Below are 18,714 nucleotides of genomic sequence, written 5' to 3' on the forward strand. Positions count from 1 at the left end.
TGCTAACGCCGCGTCGAGCAATGTAGGGTCAGGACCTGTTCAATTGCGCATTCTGCGTGGCGGATTTCGTGTTCGGTCAGGAGATCCAGGAAATGACAAACATTTTCAAATCTTTACGACGACGCCCGGCCGCGAACCCCCCATCGCCCTGCGGGTTCGATCACAATTGAACAGGCCCTGACCCTCGGCTCACACCCGGCAGGAATGAACCATGACCGAAATCCTGATCATCGCCGCCCCCGACCTGATCGCCGAACGGCAGGCATGGCTCGCCAGTCTGGCGGGAGAGCGCCGCCTGGCCCGCCTGACGCTCGAGGCCTACGAGCGCGACACGCGGCAGTTCCTGCAATTCCTGACCGGCCATCTCGGCGGCCCGGCGCGGATCGAGGATATCCACACGCTCAGGCCTGCCGACCTGCGCGCCTTCCTCGCCGCACGCCGCCGCGACGGTGCCGGAGCCCGCTCGCTCGGCCGGCATCTGGCCGGCATTCGCTCCCTCCTGCGTTTTCTCGAACGCAAGGGCCTCGTCAATGCCGCCGGCGCCGGCGCGATCCGTTCGCCGAAACAGCCGAAATCGCTGCCCAAGCCGCTTTTGCCCGAACAGGCGATCGGCCTCATCGAAACCGGGGCCGCGTTGCAGGAGGAGGCATGGATCGGCACGCGCGACGCCGCCGTGCTGTCGCTCCTTTACGGATGCGGCCTGCGTATCTCCGAGGCGCTCGGGCTGACGCCGGACGACCTGCCGGAGGAAACGACCATGCTGCGCATCACCGGCAAGGGCGGCAAGACGCGGCTCGTTCCGTTGCTTCCCGTCGTCCTGCAAGCCGTGCGGCAGTACCAGTCGCTCTGCCCCTTCCCGCTTGCCGCCGATCAGCCGCTCTTCCGCGGCGCCCGTGGCGGGCCGCTCCAGCCGGCGATCATCCAGCAGCAGGTGCGCAGGCTGCGCGGCGCGCTCGGCCTGCCCGACACCGCCACGCCGCACGCGCTGCGCCATTCCTTCGCCACGCATCTTCTGTCGGGCGGCGGCGACCTGCGCACCATTCAGGAACTGCTCGGCCATGCCAGCCTGTCGACGACGCAGGTCTATACCGGCGTCGACTCCGCCCGGCTGCTCGACATCTACGACCGCGCCCATCCCCGCGCATGATTCCTTAACCATGTCCGTTAAACCGATCCGAGTGTTCCACCGCTAGGGTCGGGAGGGATAATTCGATTGAACCGGAAAGCCATGATGCCCCCGAAATCCGAAGCCGCCGCAATCGCCGTGGCGGATCGCCTGTCCCGCCCGCTGCTGCACCTCGCGGCCCTCCTGCCGCTTTTGCTGCTGGCCCTGCTGGTCGCGGCGCTCGCCGCAGCCTCGTCCGTCCGCGCCGAGGATGGCGACGCCTGCAATGGCAAAAGCCTCCTGCCGGAATTTCAGGCCCGGGACCCCGCTCTCTATGGCCGGATTCTCGACGAGGCGGAACGGATTCCGAACGGCAAGGCGATTTTCTGGAAGATCGAAAAGGTCGGCCTGCCGCCATCCTGGCTGCTCGGCACCATGCATGTCGCCGATCCGCGTGTGACGGCCCTGCCGGAAGCGGCACGCGCGCCCTATGAGGCTGCCGCGACCGTGGTCATCGAAACCACCGACGTTCTGGACCACGGCAAGGCGGCGGCCGCCATGCTCGCGCGCCCGGACCTGACCATGCTCGCCGACGGCAAGACCATCGAAAGCCTGCTGGACGCGAAAGACACCGCGGCGCTCGAAGCCGGTCTCAAAGCCCGCGGCATTCCCATGATCGCCGTCGCCCGCATGCAGCCCTGGCTGATCGCCAGCTTCGTGGCCTTGCCGACGTGTGAGCTTGCCCGCAAGCAATCCAGCCAGGCCATTCTCGACAAGAAGCTCGCCGTCGATGCGCAAGCCGCCGGCCGTGAGGTTCTCGGTCTCGAAACCATGATCGAACAGTTTACCGCTATGGCCGCGCTGCCGGCGGAGTTTCACCTGAAAGGCCTGATCGAGACGCTGGCCCTCGGCGACAGGATGGAAGACGTCTTCGAAACCATGACCGAGCTTTATCTCGACGGCAGGACCGGCGAGATCATGCCGATGCTGAAGGCCGCGATACCCGGCATGGAGGGCGCGGGCGAAGGCTACGCCGCTTTCGAGGAGCGGCTGATCCGCGACCGCAACCATGTCATGGCCGACCGCGCGGCTCCCATCCTGGAAAAAGGCAATGTCTTCATCGCCGTCGGCGCGCTGCACCTGCCGGGAGAGGACGGCGTCGTCGCCCTTCTGGAAAAGAAGGGCTTCACCCTGACGCCGGCGCACTGAGCGAAGGCGCCCCCGCCGCCAGCCGGGCCAGCGCGCTTGTCACGATCAGCCTGTGGAACGGCGTGACGGCGGCGATATAGAACCGGCCGAAAAGATTGTGCCGGTCGACCAGCGTCGTCACGGAAACCCTGCTTCCGCCCGCGCTTTCCAACACAACATCGATGACGATGCGGAAATCGAGATGCCTGTCGTTAAAGCCGAGGACGACCTGATCGTCCCGTTCGGAAACGACGGGAAAGCCGCCGATCTGCCCTTCCGCCCCGGCGGCGACCCCCGCCGTCTTCAGACCGAACAGCGCGACGATGCGGTTGCGCAGCGTCATCAGCAGGCGCACCCACGCCGGAGAATTGCCCAGCATGCGATGCGCGGCCTGCAATGCCGTCGGCCTGCCATGCGGCAGAACCAGCGTCCACCCGTCGGCCCAGTCGGCACCGGCGAGCGCGGCATGCGGAAGCGTGACGGATTCGCCGAAAACGGTCATGTCCGCCTCCGCTCCTCTTGCCGCGCATTCAATGGAAAACCGCGCCCCGTCGGGCAGGGCGCGGTCCGGTCATCGTAACGATGCGGTCTTACATATGAATGGGCTTGAAGAAGGTGGCGAGCGCCGCTTCCTTCACCGCTTCGGACATGGTCGGATGCGCGTGGCAGGTGCGGGCCAGATCCTCGGACGAACCGCCGAACTCCATCAGCACGGCTGCCTCGTGGATCATCTCGCCGGCGCCGAAGCCAAGGATGTGGACGCCGAGAACGCGATCCGTTTCCTTGTCGGCCAGAATCTTGACCAGACCGTCCGTCACTTCCATCGCGCGGGCGCGGCCGTTGGCGGTGAACGGGAACTTGCCGACCTTGTAGGCGACGCCCGCCGCCTTCAGCTCTTCCTCGGTCTTGCCGACGGAGGCCACTTCCGGCTGCGTGTAGACGACGCCCGGAATGACCTCGTAGTTCACATGGCCGTGCTGGCCTGCGAGGATTTCGGCAAGCGCCACGCCTTCGTCTTCAGCCTTGTGGGCGAGCATCGGCCCCTTCACCACGTCGCCGATGGCGTAGATGCCCGGCACGTTGGTCTGGAAATGGCCGTCGATCTCGACACGGCCGCGATCGTCGAGTGCGACGCCGGCAGCCTCGAGGCCGAGACCTTCAGTATAGGGCCTGCGGCCGGTGGAAACGAGCACGATCTCGGCTTCCAGCGTCTGGGCTTCGCCGCCGGCAACCGGCTCGAACGTCACCTTCGCGCCCTTGGCCGTCTTCTCAACGCCCGTGACCTTGGCCGACAGGTTGAATTCGAGGCCCTGCTTGGCGAGCAGGCGCTGGGCCTGCTTGGAGATTTCGCCGTCCATGCCGCCGAGGATCTTGTCGAGATACTCGATGACCGTGACCTTGGCGCCAAGGCGCGACCAGACCGATCCGAGTTCGAGGCCGATGACCCCGCCGCCGACCACGATCAGCGTTTCGGGAACCTTCTTCAGCGCGATGGCGCCGGTGGAGGAGACGATGACCTCCTCGTCGATCTCGACCGGAACGCCCGGAATGCCGGCGATGTCGGAGCCTGTGGCAATCACGATGTTCTTCGTTTCGAGAACCTGCTCCCCGCCCTTGTCGTCGATCACGGCCACCTTGCCGGCGCCGAGGATCTTGCCGGTGCCCCTGAAGGCTTCGATCTTGTTCTTCTTGAACAGGAAGGCGACGCCGTCGACATTGGCCTTCACCACGCTGTCCTTGTGGCCCATCAGCTTTTCGAGGTTGAGCACCGGTTTGCCCACTTCGACGCCGAGCGAATCGAGGCCGTGGTTCACATGGGCGAAGGTTTCCGAAGCATGCAGCAGCGCCTTGGAGGGAATGCAGCCGACATTGAGGCACGTACCGCCATAGGTGGCGCGCTTTTCGACGACGGCGACCTTCAGGCCGAGCTGGGCCGCCTTGATCGCGGCGACGTAACCGCCCGGGCCGGAACCGATGACAACGACATCATAAGCCATTTTCTTTTCCTATTCTTCGTGAAGCCGCAGGGCGGCTCTTGTTCATTGTTCAGTTGGCGCGCTGGGCGGCCAGTTTCAGGCCGAGCGCGATGAAGACCAGACCGCTCGTCCGGTCGATCCACTGTCCCGCTCGCTCGAAGGCGGCACGCATTTTCGGCGTCGTGAGAAAGAAGCTGACACCGACGAACCAGGCAATCAGGCAGGACGCCATCACCAGCCCGTAGCCGAACTTCACCCCGACGGGCGTTCCGGGCGAAACGACGGTCGAAAAGATCGACAGGAAGAAGAATACCGGCTTCGGATTGAGCGCATTGGCCGCGAAACCGAGCCCGAAGGCCTTCAGCCCCGACTGACCCTTCGCCGACGGCCCCTCGCTGACGGCCAGCGACATCTTTCCGGCCCGCAGCGACTGTACGCCGATGTAGAGCAGATAGGCCACGCCCAGCCATTTGACGATGGTGAAGAGCAGGATGGACTGCGAGATGATCAGCCCGAGGCCTAGGATCGTATAGCTGACATGGAACATCAGGGACGTTCCGACGCCGAACGACGTGAAGATCGCCGCGCGGCGGCCATGCACCAGCGACTGGCGCATCACCATCGCCAGATCCGCGCCCGGCGAGACGATGGCGAAGGAGAAGATCGCCATCAGCGCCGCCAGTTCCATGAGATAGTTCGTCAGCACGTCATGGCCCTCACAAGACAACCGAAAGGAACATCGCCGCCAGGCCGGCTAGAGACCCCAGCCAGACGAGGGAACGGATATAGGGAATGCCGGCAAGATAAAGCGGCAAATAGATAATGCGGGCCGCGAACCAGACATAGGCGCCGATGAGGCCCCAGCCGGACGGATCGCCGGTCACGGCCAGTGCAAGGCACAGGGCCGGAAAGGCCGGATAGGTCTCCCGGAGATTGGCGCTGGCCCGCCCGGCCCGGCCCGCCAGCACGCCCTCGGGCTTGCGCCCCTCGTCGCGCGGGCCGGCATTCCATGCGGAGCCCAGTTCGCGCGTGGCGAAGAAGCCCTGCAAAAGGATATGCGCGACGAGAAGGACGACGCTCCACGCGGCCAGTGTCGCAAAGACGGTCGCTGTCGCGGGAAGCATCTCCATCATCGCTCGTCCTTACAGGTCCAGAACCAGACGTTCCGGGTCTTCCAGGCTTTCCTTGACGCGCACCAGGAAGGTCACGGCTTCCTTGCCGTCGACGATGCGGTGGTCGTAGGACAGCGCCAGGTACATCATCGGCCGGATGACGACCTGGCCGCCGATGGCGACCGGACGCTCCTGGATCTTGTGCATGCCGAGGATGCCCGACTGCGGCGCGTTGAGGATCGGCGAGGACATCAGCGAGCCGTAGACGCCGCCATTGGTGATGGTGAAGGTGCCGCCCTGCATGTCGGCCATCGACAGCGAACCGTCGCGCGCGGCCTTGGCGAGGCGCCCCAGTTCCTTCTCGATTTCGGCGATCGACAGTTGGTCGGCATCGCGGATGACCGGCACGACCAGACCCTTGTCGGTGCCGACCGCCATGCCGACATGGCAGAAGTTCTTGTAGACGAGATCGGTGCCGTCGATCTCGGCGTTGACCGCCGGCAGTTCCTTCAGCGCATGCGTCACGGCCTTGGTGAAGAAGCCCATGAAGCCGAGCTTGACACCATGCTTCTTCTCGAAAAGATCCTTGTACCTGGTGCGCAGGTCCATGACCGGTTTCATGTCCACCTCGTTGTAGGTGGTCAGCATGGCCGCGGTGTTCTGGGCGTCCTTCAGGCGCTTGGCGATCGTCTGGCGCAGGCGCGTCATCTTCACGCGCTCCTCGCGCGGGGCGTCGTCGGCAGAGACCGGCGCCCGCGGCGCGGCAGCCGGGGCCGGAGCGGCGGCGGCCGGCGCCTTGGCGATGGCGGCGAGGACATCGCCCTTCAGCACCTGTCCGCGCTTGCCGGAACCATCGACGTCGGCGGGGGAGATGTTGTTGTCGGCCGCGATCTTCGCGGCGGCCGGCGACGGCGGCGTGGCGGCGGATGCAGCCGGTGCCGGGGCGCTGGCAGCCGCGGGGGCCGGGGCAGCGGCCGGGGCCGGAGCGGAGGCAGCAGGCGCCGCAGCGGCACCGGCGCCCCCTTCGGCGATCTGGCCGAGCAGGGCGTTCAGGCCGACGGTTTCGCCGGCGGCGGCAACGATCTCGGTCAGGACGCCGGAAGCGGGTGCGGGAACTTCGACCGTCACCTTGTCGGTCTCCAGCTCGACGATCGGCTCGTCGGCCCTTATGGCGTCGCCCACCTTCTTGAACCAGGTGCCGACTGTGGCTTCGCTTACGGATTCGCCCAGCGTGGGGACGCGGATTTCGGTGGCCATGATATCAATTCCGTTTCATCAAATCGTGTTTCGGTGGCGGGTAGGCTCGAATGGGGGGCATCAGCCCCCCAGAGCGTCCTCGAGGAAGGCGGCAAGCTGGGCGAGGTGCTTGGACATCTGGCCGGTGGCCGGCGATGCGGCGGCCGGACGGCCCGTGTAGCGAACCTTCTGGTACTTGGCATCGATATGGGCGAGCACCCATTCCAGATACGGGTCGATGAACGACCAGGCGCCCATGTTCTTCGGCTCTTCCTGGCACCAGACCATCTCGGCATTGCGGAAGCGCGACAGGATGTTGATCAGCGCCTTGGCCGGGAAAGGATAGAGCTGTTCGACGCGCAGCAGGTAGATGTCGTCGATGCCGCGCTTCTCGCGCTCTTCCAGCAGGTCGTAATAGACCTTGCCCGTGCAAAGCACGACGCGGCGGATCTTGGCATCCTTGACGAGCTTGATCGGGCCGTCCTTCTGGAACTCCGCATCGTCCCACAGAAGGCGATGGAAGCTGCTTTCGCCGGCGAGGTCCGCAAGGGTCGAAACGGCGCGCTTGTGGCGCAGCAGCGACTTCGGCGTCATCAGGATCAGCGGCTTGCGGAAATCGCGCCGCACCTGGCGGCGCAGGATGTGGAAGTAGTTGGCCGGCGTCGTGCAGTTCGCCACCTGCATGTTGTCTTCGGCACAGAGCTGGAGGAAACGCTCCAGACGGGCCGAGGAGTGCTCCGGCCCCTGGCCTTCATAGCCGTGCGGCAGAAGGCAGACGAGACCGGACATGCGCAGCCACTTGCGTTCGCCAGACGAGATGAACTGGTCGAAGATCACCTGCGCGCCGTTGGCGAAGTCGCCGAACTGGGCTTCCCACATGGTCAGCGCGTTCGGGCGCGCCAGCGAATAGCCGTATTCGAAGCCGAGCACGGCCTCTTCCGAGAGCATCGAGTTGATGACCTCGAAGCGCGCCTGGCTGGCCGAGAGATTGGAGATCGGAACGTAGCGCTCCTCGGTGTTCTGATCGTAGAGAACCGAATGGCGCTGCGAGAAGGTGCCGCGTTCGACATCCTGCCCGGACAGGCGGACCTTGTGGCCCTCCGTGACCAGCGTGCCGAAGGCGAGCGCCTCGGCCATCGCCCAGTCGAGACCCTCGCCGGTCTCGATCATCTGCGCGCGGTTATCCATGAAGCGGCGGATCGTCTTGTGCGCCTCGAACCCTTCCGGGATCTCGGACAGCTTGCGGCCGATCTCCTTCAGCGTCTTCATCGGAACGGCGGTCTTGCCGCGACGGTTCTCGTCGGAGGAGTCGGCGGCGCGCAGGCCGGACCACTCGCCGTCCAGCCAGTCGGCCTTGTTCGGCTTGTAGGACTGGCCGGCCTCGAACTCGTTTTCGAGGTTCGCGCGCCATTCGGCCTTCATCTGGTCGAATTCGTCCTGCGTCAGCAGGCCTTCGGCGATCAGGCGCGCGGCATAGATCTGGGCCACCGTCTTGTGGGTGCGGATGACCTTGTACATCTTCGGCTGGGTGAAGCTCGGCTCGTCGCCTTCGTTGTGGCCGAAGCGGCGGTAGCAGAACATGTCGACCACGACCGGCTTGTGGAACTTCATGCGGAATTCGGTCGCGACCTTGGCCGCGAACACCACCGCTTCCGGATCGTCGCCGTTGACGTGGAAGATCGGCGCCTCGATGGTCTTGGCGACGTCGGACGGATAGGGCGACGAGCGCGAGAAGGCCGGGTTTGTGGTGAAGCCGATCTGGTTGTTGATGATGAAGTGCATCGTGCCGGCGACGCGATGGCCGCGCAGACCGGAAAGGCCGAGGATTTCGGCCACGACGCCCTGGCCCGCGAAGGCGGCGTCGCCATGCAGCAGCAGCGGCAGGACCTTGGAACGCTCCTTCAGCGGAATGACGTTGTTTTCCCAGACCTTGGCGCGCAGGTCCTGCTTGGCGCGGGCCTTGCCCATCACCACCGGGTTGACGATTTCGAGGTGCGACGGGTTGGCGACCAGCGACAGGTGAACGTCGTTGCCGTCGAACGAGCGGTCGGAGGAGGCGCCGAGGTGGTACTTCACGTCACCCGAGCCTTCGACCTCGTCCGGCTTGAACGAGCCGCCCTTGAACTCGTGGAACACGGCGCGATGCGGCTTGCCCATGACGTTGGTCAGCACGTTCAGACGGCCGCGATGGGCCATGCCGAGAACGATCTCCTCGAGACCTTCCTGACCGCCACGCTTGATGATCTGCTCCAGCGCCGGGATCAGCGATTCACCGCCGTCGAGGCCGAAACGCTTGGTGCCCTTGAACTTCACGTCGAGGAACTGTTCGTAGCCTTCGGCCTCGACCAGCTTCTGGAGGATGGCCTTCTTGCCTTCGGGCGTGAACGCGACGCCCTTGTCCGGCCCCTCGATGCGCTCCTGAATCCAGGCCTTCTCCTCCGGATCGGAGATGTGCATGAACTCGACGCCGAGGGTGGAGCAGTAGGTGCGCTTCAGGATGTCGAGCATCTGCGGGATCGTGGCGTATTCCAGACCCAGCACGTTATCGATGAAGATCTTGCGGCCGTAGTCGGCCTCGGTGAAGCCGTAGGCGGCCGGCGACAGCTCGTTGAAGTCTTCCACCGGCGCGGCGATCCCCAGCGGATCGAGCTGCGCATGCAGATGGCCGCGCATGCGATAGGCGCGGATCATCATGATGGCGCGAACGCTGTCGCGCGTCGCCTGAAGAACCTCGGCCTCGGAAATGCCCTTGCCGGTCTCGGCGGCCTTGTCCTTCACCTTCTTCTCGACGGTCTTCTCGACCTTCGCCCAATCGCCGTCGAGCGCCGAAACGAGATCGCCGCTTTCGGCGAGCGGCCAGTTCTTGCGACGCCAGGAGGCGCCACGGGCAGCCTTCTTCACGTCTTCGGGATTGTCTTCGAGCGCCTTGAAGAAGGCCTGCCATTCGGCGGCCACGGACGTCGGATCTTCCTCGTAGCGGGCATACAGCTGTTCGATGTAGACAGCGTTGGCACCATCTAGGAAGGACGTTAATTGAAATTGTTCGTTCGCTTCTTGCCTTGCCATGATGAATCGCTGGCGAAACCGCCGGCCTCCTGATTCTTGGGCCGGTTCCAGTGCGTCCGGCCTTCCGCATATTCCGGCCGCACCCGCGCCGGGCGCCGCCGCCTGCCTGTTGTTCTGTCCTATGCGCGGGCAGGCCCCGGCGGGGCCCGCCCTTTCATTCCGTTATCGGTCTCAGCCCTTGAGAACGTCGACCAAGGTCTTGCCGAGACGGGCCGGAGACGGCGACACGCGGATGCCTGCCGCTTCCATTGCCGCGATCTTGTCTTCCGCGCCGCCCTTGCCGCCGGAGATGACGGCACCGGCATGGCCCATCGTCCGGCCGGGAGGAGCCGTGCGGCCCGCGATGAAGCCGACCATCGGCTTCTTGCGGCCGCGCCTGGCTTCGTCCTTGAGGAACTGGGCCGCATCTTCCTCGGCGGAACCGCCGATTTCGCCGATCATGATGATCGACTGCGTTTCGTCGTCCGCCAGGAACATTTCCAGCACGTCGATGAACTCGGTGCCCTTGACCGGATCGCCGCCGATGCCGACGGCCGTCGTCTGGCCGAGGCCTTCCTGCGACGTCTGGAACACGGCCTCATAGGTGAGCGTGCCGGAGCGCGACAGGACGCCGACCGAACCCTTGCGGAAGATATTGCCCGGCATGATGCCGATCTTGCATTCGTTCGGCGTCAGCAGGCCCGGGCAGTTCGGCCCGATCAGGCGGGAGTTCGACTTTTCGAGCCGCGCCTTGACCTTCACCATGTCGGCGACCGGAATGCCCTCGGTGATCGCCACGATCAGCGGAATCTCGGCGTCGATCGCCTCGATGATCGCGGCTGCGGCGAATTTCGGCGGCACGTAGATGACGGAAGCGTCCGCCCCCGTCGCCCCGCGCGCATCGGCCACCGTGTCGAAGATCGGCAGTTCCATGCCGCCGTCGACGATGCCGGAATCCCAGGTCGTGCCACCCTTGCCCGGCGTCACCCCGCCCACCATCCTGGTGCCGTAGTGGATCGCCTGCTGCGTGTGGAAGGTGCCGTTCTTGCCGGTGATGCCCTGGCAGAGGACCTTGGTGTCTTTGTTGATGAGGATCGACATCGTCTCAGGCTCCCTTCACGGCGGCAACGATCTTCTGGGCGGCATCGTCGAGGTCGTCGGCCGGAATGACGTTCAGGCCGCTCTCGTTGATGATCTTCTTGCCCAGATCCACGTTGGTGCCTTCGAGGCGCACGACGAGCGGAACTTCGAGCCCGACCTCCGTCACCGCGGCGAGCACGCCCTCGGCGATGACGTCGCATTTCATGATGCCGCCGAAGATGTTGACGAGAATGCCCTTCACGGCCGGATCGGCGGTGATGATCTTGAAGGCCGCTGTCACCTTCTCCTTCGTGGCGCCGCCGCCGACGTCGAGGAAGTTGGCGGGCTCGGCGCCGTAGAGCTTGATGATGTCCATCGTCGCCATCGCAAGGCCGGCGCCGTTCACCATGCAGCCGATATTGCCGTCGAGCGCGACATAGGCGAGATCGTATTTCGAGGCTTCGATCTCCTTGCCGTCCTCCTCCGTCAGGTCGCGCAGCTCCACGAGTTCCGGATGGCGGAACAGCGCGTTGCCGTCGATCGACACCTTGGCGTCGAGAACGCGGATATTGCCGTCGGTCAGCACCACGAGCGGGTTGATTTCCAGAAGGCTCAGGTCCTTCTCGACGAAGGCGTGGTAGAGAATGCGGTACAGCATCCCCGCCTCGACGCGGGCTTCGCCCTGAAGCTCCAGCGCATCGGAGAGCGCCGTCGCGTCCTCGTCGGTCACGCCCGCTTCCGGGTCGATGGCGACGGTGACGATCTTGTCCGGCGTTTCTTCGGCCACGGTTTCGATGTCCATGCCGCCTTCGGTCGAAACGACGAAGGCGGCACGGCCGACCGTGCGGTCCACCAGGACGGAGAGGTACAGTTCACGAGCGATGCTGGCGCCGTCTTCGATGTAGAGACGGTTGACCTGCTTGCCGGCCGGGCCGGTCTGCTTGGTGACGAGGGTGTTGCCAAGCATTTCCTTCACGTTGGCAACGACTTCCTCGATGGACTTCACCACACGCACGCCGCCCTTCGCGTCGGGGCCGAGTTCCTTGAACTTGCCCTTGCCGCGACCGCCGGCGTGAATCTGGCTCTTCACCACGTAGACGGGACCGGGCAGCTGCCGGGCAGCCGCTTCGGCCTCGTCGGCGCTGAAGATGGCGACACCCGCCGCGACGGGGGCGCCGTAGCTCTTCAGCAGGGCCTTGGCCTGATACTCATGAATGTTCATGAACCACTCCTCCTTGGTATGTTCCTGTAGCCGTATTACTTCAGGGACGGCTGGATGGAGGCGCAGGCGTCGCAAAGACCCTTCACCGCATCAACCGACTTCTGGAAGCCGGCGCTGTCCTGTTCGTCGAGCGAGATTTCAACGATGCGCTCCACGCCTTCGGAGCCGATCACCACCGGCACGCCGACATACATGTCCTTGACGCCGTACTGGCCGTCGAGATACGCGGCGCAGGGCAGGACGCGCTTCTTGTCCTTCAGGTACGACTCGGCCATCTCGATGGCGGATGCGGCCGGAGCGTAGAAGGCGGAGCCGGTCTTCAGCAGGCCGACGATCTCGGCGCCGCCGTTGCGGGTGCGGTCGATGATCTGGTCAAGCTTTTCCTGCGTGGTCCAGCCCATCTTGACCAGATCGGGCAGCGGAATGCCGGCGACCGTAGAATAGCGGGCGAGCGGGACCATCGTGTCGCCGTGGCCGCCGAGCACGAAGGCGGTGACGTCCTGGACGGACACGTTGAATTCCTCGGCGAGGAAGAGACGGAAACGGGCGCTGTCGAGAACGCCGGCCATGCCGACGACCTTGTTGGCGGGAAGGCCGGAGAACTTCTGCAAGGCCCAGACCATCGCGTCGAGCGGGTTGGTGATGCAGATGACGAAGGCGTCCGGAGCGTACTTGGCGATGCCGGCACCGACCTGTTCCATGACCTTGAGGTTGATGCCCAGGAGGTCGTCGCGGCTCATGCCCGGCTTGCGCGGCACGCCGGCGGTGACGATGCAGACATCGGCGCCTTCGATGGCGGCGTAATCGGAAGCGCCGGTAAACTTGGCATTGAACCCGTCGACCGGGGAAGACTGGGCGATGTCGAGGCCCTTGCCCTGCGGCACGCCATCGTTGATGTCGAACAGGACGACGTCGCCCAGTTCCTTCAGGCCGGCCAGATGCGCCAGCGTGCCGCCGATCATACCCGAGCCAATGAGTGCAATTTTCTTACGCGCCATCGAAGCGTCTCCTCTCGATAGAACCCGAAAAACGGGCCTTGGTGCCAAGCAGTCTCGGCCATTGCCAATAAGCTCAACTGCAAAAAATATCAACCGATTCTTTCGGATGAAGGAAATACAACAACTTAATGTCATAATTTCTTACGTAAACGTAAGAAATTATGAGGCGGGAAGCGTCACTTTCCGCGCTTCTCGCGGTGAAGTTCGAGATAATCCGCGCTGCGCATCTCGAACAGACGCGACACGGTCCTGTCGAATTCGAACCCCTCGGTGCCGCGCCGTTCCGTCAGGAGATCCTCCGGCATCGCCTCGGCGGACGCGAAAAGCCGCACCTGATTGTCGTAAAGCGTATCGACCAGGATGATGAAACGCTTCGTCTCGTTGCGCTTTTCCGGCCCCATCCGGGGAATGTCCTCTACAAACACCGTATCGAACCGGTGCGCAATTGCCAGATAGTCGGATGCCCCGAGCGGCACTTCGCAAAGCGACGCAAAAGTGAAACGGGCCGCCGTGCCGTGGGCGAGCGGCACGTCGATCTGCCGCCCCTTCATCTGGATCGCGTCCGGTTCGCCGGTCGCGCCGCCCGTCACACGGCTCCAGGCGGCGTCCAGCGCGGCATCGGTCCTGGCACCGAGCGGCGTGACATAGACCGGCAGGCTGTCCAGCTTCTCCAGCCGGTAGTCCGTCGGCGAGTCGAGCGTCGTGACCTCGACATTCTGCTTGAGCAGGCCGATGAACGGCAGGAACAGGCCGCGGTTCAGGCCGTCGCGATAGAGGTCGTCGGGAATGACGTTGGAGGTCGCGACCAGCACGCAGCCATGCGCGAACAGTTCGGTGAACAGACGCGACAGGATCATCGCGTCGGCAATGTCCGTCACCGTGAACTCGTCGAAACACAAAAGTTCCGCCTCGGCGCGGATCGACGCGGCCACCGGCGGCACCGGATCGGCCTGCCGGGTTTCACCCGCCTTGAATTTCTGCCGCTGGGCGTGGATGCGGGCATGCACGTCGGCCATGAATTCGTGGAAATGGGCGCGGCGCTTGGCCTCGACCGGCGCGAGCTTGAAGAACATGTCCATCAGCATCGTCTTGCCGCGCCCGACGCTGCCATAGACGTAGAGCCCCTTGACGGGCTCGGCCTTCCTGCCCTTGCCGAACAGCCAGCCGAGCGCGCCGCGCTTCGGCGACGGTACCCGCAGGCGAAGCTCGTCGAGAATGCGGTCGAGATGGCCGGCGACCGCAAATTGCGCGTCGTCGGCCTGAAGACTGCCGGCGTCCGTCAATGCCCGAAGTTGTTCACTGACGCTGGGCGGCGCGTCCTGCCTCGATAACATCGCGATGATCCGGCCATGAGAGACGGCCGAAGCCGCCCGGTTGGGTTTAGCGGCTCAGGCTGACGGACTGGCCGTCGTTGAGCGACCCGTCATAACGGCTGTCGGACGTCTTGTAGAGCGTGCCGATGACGTTGCCGTTGCGGTCCTTCAGGTTGACCTGCCGGCCGGCCACGTCCCACGAGCCCATCAGGCTGAGCGGACCGGAGCAACCGCGCGTGCCGCCGCGCGAGCCGCTGCCGAGATTGGTCAGCGTCAGGAACATGTCACAGTTCGCGCCGCCGTTGGACACACGCCAGCTGCCGACCATGCCTTCCTTGCGGACATCCATCGCCGTTGCGGGCGGGGCGCCGGCGCCCCCCGGCGGAAGCGAGGCCGTCTGCTGCGGAGCATCCGGGAATTGCCCCGGCTGGCCTTGCGGGCTGGCCGGCGGCGGCAGGGCGCCGGACTGGACGCCGCCCACCGGCTGCGCCTGAAGCGGTGGCAAGGTCGAGGGAGAACTTGCGAAGCCGCCCGACGTCCGCTGACATCCGGCAAGAGAAAGAACGATTGCGGCCATCGTCGCAACATATCTCAACTGCATTCTGAAACTCCCATTGACCCTGCTATCCCTTGGGAACACCCTGACACGCCAAGAGGATTTACGCCCTATGCGCAAAACATGGCGGAATTATCTTAATAATTAGGAGCCGATCAAGGCTGGACCAGCCGATGGCGGTAAAAAAGCCGCCAGCGCATGCGCCGGCGGCTTCAGGATTCATCCGGATTCGCCCAGATAAGCGCGCCGGAATTGCGTCAGACGCGGCGCTCGACCATCATCTTCTTGATTTCGGCGATCGCCTTGGCCGGGTTCAGGCCCTTCGGGCAGGCCTGCGCACAGTTCATGATCGTGTGACAGCGATACAGGCGGAAGGGGTCTTCCAGATTGTCCAGGCGCTCGCCCTTGGCCTCGTCGCGGCTGTCGATCAGCCAGCGATAGGCCTGGAGCAGGACGGCCGGGCCGAGATAACGGTCGCCGTTCCACCAGTAGCTCGGGCAGGACGTCGAACAGCAGGCACAGAGAATGCACTCGTAAAGACCGTCGAGCTTCAGGCGGTCCTCGTGGCTCTGCTTCCATTCCTTGGCCGGCGGCGGCGAAACCGTCTTCAGCCAGGGTTCGATCGAGCGGTGCTGGGCGTAGAACTGCGTCAGGTCCGGCACCAGATCCTTGACCACCGGCATGTGCGGCAGCGGATAGATCTTCACCGTTCCCTTCACCTCGTCCACGCCCTTGGTGCAGGCGAGCGTGTTGGTGCCGTCGATGTTCATCGCGCAGGAGCCGCAAATGCCTTCGCGGCAGGAGCGGCGCAGGGTCAGGGTCGGGTCGATCTTGTTCTTGATGTAGAGCAGACCGTCGAGCACCATCGGGCCGCAATCGTCGAGATCGACGTAGTAGGTGTCGATGCGCGGATTCTGGCCGTCGTCCGGGTTCCAGCGATAGATGCGGTATTCGCGGACGTTCGTGGCGCCGGCCGGCTTCGGCCAGACCTTGCCTTCCTTGACCTGGGAGTTCTTCGGGAGAGCGAGTTCAACCATGTCGATTCCTCCTCAAATCAATAGACGCGAGCCTTCGGCGCGATCTTCTTGGGATCGATGCCGTCGGCGATGAGGTCGGTGTGAACCGGGCGATAGTCGAGCCTGACATCGCCCGCCTCGTTGACCCAGGCCAGCGTGTGCTTGCGCCAGTTGACGTCGTCGCGGCCGCCGAACGGACCGTCCGTATAGTCCTCGCGCGCATGCGAACCGCGGCTTTCCTTGCGCGCTTCAGCGCCGTAGACCGTGGTGATGGCGTTGGCCATCAGGTTGTGCAGCTCCAGCGTTTCGACGAGGTCGGAATTCCAGATCATCGACCGGTCCGTGACCTTGACGTCGGGAAGCTCCTTCCAGATGGCCGAAAGACGGCGGCAACCGGATTCCAGCGCCTCCTGCGTGCGGAACACGGCGGCGTCTTCCTGCATGGCGCGCTGCATCTTGTCCCGCAGCACGGCCGTCGGCGTCGAGCCGCTGGCGTGGCGCAGGCTGTCGAAACGTTCCATGATCCGGTCGCAGGCCGCCACGTCGAGCGCCGGGATCGGCTCGGCCTTGTCGATGACCTGACCGGCGCGGATGGCGGCGGCGCGGCCGAAGACCACGAGGTCGATCAGCGAGTTGGAGCCGAGACGGTTGGCGCCATGCACCGAGGCGCAGCCCGCCTCGCCCACGGCCATGAGGCCGGGCGCGACGCGTTCCGGGTTGTCGGCATCGGCGTTCAGCACTTCACCCCAGTAATTGGTCGGAATGCCGCCCATGTTGTAGTGAACGGTCGGCAGGACCGGGATCGGCTCGCGGGTCACGTCGACGCCGGCGAAGATCTTGGCGCTCTCGGAAATGCCCGGCAGGCGCTCGTGCAGAACGGCCGGGTCGAGATGGTCGAGATGCAGGAAGATATGGTCCTTGTTCTTGCCGACGCCGCGGCCTTCGCGGATTTCCAGCGTCATGCAGCGCGAGACGACGTCGCGCGAGGCGAGGTCCTTGGCCGAGGGCGCGTAACGCTCCATGAAGCGCTCGCCTTCGGAGTTCACGAGGTAGCCGCCCTCGCCGCGCGCGCCCTCGGTGATGAGACAGCCGGCACCGTAGATACCCGTCGGGTGGAACTGGACAAATTCCATGTCCTGCAACGGCAGGCCGGCGCGGGCGATCATGCCGCCGCCGTCGCCCGTGCAGGTGTGGGCGGAGGTGGCCGAGAAGTAGGCACGGCCGTAGCCGCCCGTGGCGAGAACCACCATCTTGGCGGAGAAACGGTGGATCGTGCCGTCGTCGAGGCACCAGGCCACGACGCCGGTGCAGCGGCCGTCTTCGGACATGATCAGGTCGAGCGCGAAATACTCGACGAAGAATTCGGCATTGTTGCGCAGCGACTGGCCGTAGAGCGTATGCAGGATGGCGTGGCCGGTGCGGTCGGCCGCAGCGCAGGTGCGCTGCACCGGCGGGCCTTCGCCGTAGTTCTGCATGTGGCCGCCGAACGGGCGCTGGTAGATCTTGCCTTCCTCGTTGCGCGAGAAAGGAACGCCGTAATGCTCCAGCTCGTAGACCGCCTTCGGCGCTTCCATCGCAAGATACTGCATGGCGTCGACGTCGCCGAGCCAGTCGGAGCCCTTCACGGTGTCGTAAAGATGCCATTGCCAGCAGTCGGGCGTCATGTTGGTCAGCGAGGCGGCGATGCCGCCCTGCGCCGCGACGGTGTGGGAGCGGGTCGGGAAGACCTTGGTGATGCAGGCGGTCTTGAAGCCCTGCTCGGCCATGCCGAGCGTGGCGCGCAGGCCGGCACCGCCGGCCCCGACCACGACGACGTCATAGGAATGGTCGACGTAGGTGTAGGCCTTGCCATTCTGGGCGGGTGAAACAACGGAAGCCATGATGGATTATCCTGCGAATGCGATCTTCAGAATGGCGAAAAGACAGAGACCCGCCACGAAAACCGAGAAAAACGTGTTCAGCATCAGAAGGACGACCTTGCGGCCTTCGACATGAATGTAGTCCTCGATGATGACCTGCATGCCGAGCTTCATGTGAATGATGCCCGAGATCACGACGAGACCCATGATGACGGCGACGAACGGATTGGAGAGGGCCGAAAGAACCTCCGCATGCGGCGCGCCGCCGTATTTCAGAAGGAAGAAGACGAAGAAGAGGAGAAGAGGAACGTTGGCGGCGGCGGTCAGGCGCTGGCGCCAGAAATGCTCGGTGCCGTCCTTGGCGGAGCCCAGTCCGCGGACCTTGCCCAGAGGGGTACGCATATCGGTCATGAAAATGTCCTCCTCACCAGATCAGATAAGCGACGATCCAGATGAGGAGCGTCAGACAGATCGAAGCGGCGAATGTCGCCTTGGCGAGTTTCGTCGAAAAATGCTTTTCAAAACCGTAGCCGGCATCCCACATGAAGTGGCGAAGACCGCCAAGCATGTGCTGGACGAGAGCCCAGGTGTAGCCGAACAGGACGAGCTTGCCGATGATTGTGCCCATCGCCCATTGCACCCAGGCATAGTAGGCACCGCCCGTCGCGGCGGCCACCAGCCACCAGGCCACCAGCAGGGTTCCGAAATAAAGCGCACCGCCCGTAATACGATGCACGATAGACGAAACCATCGTGGGAATCGGTTTGTAAATTTGAAGATGCGGCGACAAAGGCCGATTATTTGTCACGTTCGCCATCAGAACCTCGCGGCGTTAAAGTGCGCTTCGATTTTCGGGCATCCCTCCCGGCGATACATCCCCGGTGTAACCATGTATCGCGTCAGTCCGGACCTTTAGAACATCAAAGGATGCCTCGACAAGCACTATGTTTTCGCCGCCGGGAATTTAATCGATTGGTCCTGCAATTCCTTCCTCGCGGAACGGTTGCC

Annotated in this window: 17 protein-coding genes; 2 read left to right on the plus strand and 15 right to left on the minus strand. The window is 64.3% G+C overall.

Annotated features, from left to right (window positions below):
* Nucleotides 1-211 precede the first annotated feature (211 nt).
* Both NOF55_RS19180 and NOF55_RS19185 read left to right on the plus strand, forming a co-directional pair.
* A complete protein-coding gene (locus tag NOF55_RS19180; RefSeq protein ID WP_306412727.1) occupies nucleotides 212-1,147 on the plus strand; it encodes a tyrosine recombinase XerC in 936 nt (311 codons plus the stop codon).
* A gap of 84 nt (nucleotides 1,148-1,231) precedes the next feature.
* On the plus strand, nucleotides 1,232-2,314 hold the full coding sequence (locus NOF55_RS19185; protein WP_306412728.1) for a TraB/GumN family protein: 1,083 nt from the start codon (nucleotides 1,232-1,234) through the stop codon (nucleotides 2,312-2,314).
* Here the strand turns inward: NOF55_RS19185 and NOF55_RS19190 are convergent.
* The 15 genes from NOF55_RS19190 to sdhC all read right to left on the minus strand — a co-directional run bounded on the left by NOF55_RS19190 (nucleotide 2,292) and on the right by sdhC (nucleotide 18,523).
* Nucleotides 2,292-2,795 carry a DUF2867 domain-containing protein gene (locus tag NOF55_RS19190; protein WP_306412729.1) on the minus strand — a complete coding sequence of 168 codons (504 nt, stop codon included), beginning with the start codon at nucleotides 2,793-2,795 and terminating at the stop codon, nucleotides 2,292-2,294. The two genes, NOF55_RS19185 and NOF55_RS19190, sit on opposite strands and share 23 nt — an antisense overlap.
* A gap of 88 nt (nucleotides 2,796-2,883) precedes the next feature.
* Nucleotides 2,884-4,290, minus strand: a complete 1,407-nt coding sequence (gene lpdA / locus NOF55_RS19195; RefSeq protein ID WP_306412730.1) for a dihydrolipoyl dehydrogenase — start codon at nucleotides 4,288-4,290, stop codon at nucleotides 2,884-2,886.
* Between the two features lie 49 nt (nucleotides 4,291-4,339).
* Nucleotides 4,340-4,972 carry a LysE family transporter gene (locus tag NOF55_RS19200; RefSeq protein WP_306412919.1) on the minus strand — a complete coding sequence of 211 codons (633 nt, stop codon included), beginning with the start codon at nucleotides 4,970-4,972 and terminating at the stop codon, nucleotides 4,340-4,342.
* A 13-nt stretch (nucleotides 4,973-4,985) separates the two neighbouring features.
* The gene (locus NOF55_RS19205) at nucleotides 4,986-5,399 is read right to left on the minus strand and encodes an MAPEG family protein (RefSeq protein ID WP_306412920.1); all 414 of its coding nucleotides are present in this window, start codon (nucleotides 5,397-5,399) and stop codon (nucleotides 4,986-4,988) included.
* A 12-nt stretch (nucleotides 5,400-5,411) separates the two neighbouring features.
* Complete coding sequence (gene odhB / locus NOF55_RS19210) at nucleotides 5,412-6,638, minus strand: 2-oxoglutarate dehydrogenase complex dihydrolipoyllysine-residue succinyltransferase (RefSeq protein WP_306412731.1); 1,227 nt, start codon at nucleotides 6,636-6,638, stop codon at nucleotides 5,412-5,414.
* Between the two features lie 60 nt (nucleotides 6,639-6,698).
* A complete protein-coding gene (locus NOF55_RS19215) occupies nucleotides 6,699-9,683 on the minus strand; it encodes a 2-oxoglutarate dehydrogenase E1 component (protein WP_306412732.1) in 2,985 nt (994 codons plus the stop codon).
* A 171-nt stretch (nucleotides 9,684-9,854) separates the two neighbouring features.
* A complete protein-coding gene (gene sucD / locus NOF55_RS19220; RefSeq protein ID WP_306412733.1) occupies nucleotides 9,855-10,763 on the minus strand; it encodes a succinate--CoA ligase subunit alpha in 909 nt (302 codons plus the stop codon).
* A gap of 4 nt (nucleotides 10,764-10,767) precedes the next feature.
* Nucleotides 10,768-11,964: an ADP-forming succinate--CoA ligase subunit beta gene (sucC, locus tag NOF55_RS19225; protein WP_306412734.1), complete on the minus strand. Its 1,197-nt coding sequence runs from the start codon at nucleotides 11,962-11,964 to the stop codon at nucleotides 10,768-10,770.
* Between the two features lie 35 nt (nucleotides 11,965-11,999).
* Nucleotides 12,000-12,962 carry a malate dehydrogenase gene (gene mdh, locus NOF55_RS19230; RefSeq protein WP_306412735.1) on the minus strand — a complete coding sequence of 321 codons (963 nt, stop codon included), beginning with the start codon at nucleotides 12,960-12,962 and terminating at the stop codon, nucleotides 12,000-12,002.
* A gap of 176 nt (nucleotides 12,963-13,138) precedes the next feature.
* A complete protein-coding gene (gene zapE, locus NOF55_RS19235; RefSeq protein ID WP_306412736.1) occupies nucleotides 13,139-14,296 on the minus strand; it encodes a cell division protein ZapE in 1,158 nt (385 codons plus the stop codon).
* Nucleotides 14,297-14,342: 46 nt separating this feature from the next.
* Nucleotides 14,343-14,876: a protease inhibitor Inh/omp19 family protein gene (locus NOF55_RS19240; RefSeq protein ID WP_306412737.1), complete on the minus strand. Its 534-nt coding sequence runs from the start codon at nucleotides 14,874-14,876 to the stop codon at nucleotides 14,343-14,345.
* A 212-nt stretch (nucleotides 14,877-15,088) separates the two neighbouring features.
* The gene (locus NOF55_RS19245) at nucleotides 15,089-15,868 is read right to left on the minus strand and encodes a succinate dehydrogenase iron-sulfur subunit (protein WP_306412738.1); all 780 of its coding nucleotides are present in this window, start codon (nucleotides 15,866-15,868) and stop codon (nucleotides 15,089-15,091) included.
* Between the two features lie 17 nt (nucleotides 15,869-15,885).
* The gene (gene sdhA, locus NOF55_RS19250; protein WP_306412739.1) at nucleotides 15,886-17,727 is read right to left on the minus strand and encodes a succinate dehydrogenase flavoprotein subunit; all 1,842 of its coding nucleotides are present in this window, start codon (nucleotides 17,725-17,727) and stop codon (nucleotides 15,886-15,888) included.
* A gap of 6 nt (nucleotides 17,728-17,733) precedes the next feature.
* A complete protein-coding gene (gene sdhD / locus NOF55_RS19255) occupies nucleotides 17,734-18,117 on the minus strand; it encodes a succinate dehydrogenase, hydrophobic membrane anchor protein (RefSeq protein ID WP_306412740.1) in 384 nt (127 codons plus the stop codon).
* Nucleotides 18,118-18,130: 13 nt separating this feature from the next.
* A complete protein-coding gene (gene sdhC / locus NOF55_RS19260) occupies nucleotides 18,131-18,523 on the minus strand; it encodes a succinate dehydrogenase, cytochrome b556 subunit (RefSeq protein WP_306412741.1) in 393 nt (130 codons plus the stop codon).
* Nucleotides 18,524-18,714 lie beyond the last annotated feature (191 nt).

The sequence above is a fragment of the Ectorhizobium quercum genome, assembly GCF_026552795.1.
Lineage (GTDB): Bacteria > Pseudomonadota > Alphaproteobacteria > Rhizobiales > Rhizobiaceae > Ectorhizobium > Ectorhizobium quercum.